Here is a 573-nt window from a genome sequence, read left to right on the forward strand (position 1 = left end):
GCACTTTATTAGTTGCCACGGCAAGAAGACTTTTCATAGCAAGAAGGTCGAGGAGGAGTTAAAGCTCCTCCGTTCTGTCTTGGTTAAACTGGAGACTGTATAATGTTTGCTAAAAGCGACAAGTTGTTCCTCCGCGTTAATATGTCTCATGAAGAAACTGAAAAACTTCGTGAGTGGTTTAGCGTGGTAATGAGTGGTAAAAGTCCGACTGTTGAAAGCTGTGATATAGTTCTGGATTTGTTGGAAGGTCTGAACTCTCACGCTGAATTCCTCAGTCAGTTTGAGCCACACGAAGTAACTCCACCTCGTTGGGATTTGATGTCACGCAATGATTTGTTGTTGGAACAGGATATTCTGTTCATGTGTGGCAACTTAAAATCAAAGCCGCAGTGAGGTAATATGCTTTTTGATGTACATCTTAAAGCGGATGGTCGCAGGGACGTTCACACAACCTGTAATCGTAATAAGCTCGACCAATACCTGAAAGAAGGTTATAAGGTTGAGCGTATTGAAAAGTCAAATCTAAAAGGAACCAAAGATGCTGGTATTGACTCGTCGTGAAGTCGGATCGTA

General features: G+C 42.2%; 1 protein-coding gene. It reads left to right on the forward strand.

The annotated features are described in order from the left end of the window. Positions 1-102 precede the first annotated feature (102 nt). Complete coding sequence (locus N1032_RS26830; protein WP_259543721.1) at positions 103-393, forward strand: hypothetical protein; 291 nt, start codon at positions 103-105, stop codon at positions 391-393. The last annotated feature ends 180 nt before the right edge of the window (positions 394-573 follow it).

The organism is Herbiconiux daphne, assembly GCF_024979295.1.
Lineage (GTDB): Bacteria > Actinomycetota > Actinomycetes > Actinomycetales > Microbacteriaceae > Herbiconiux > Herbiconiux daphnes.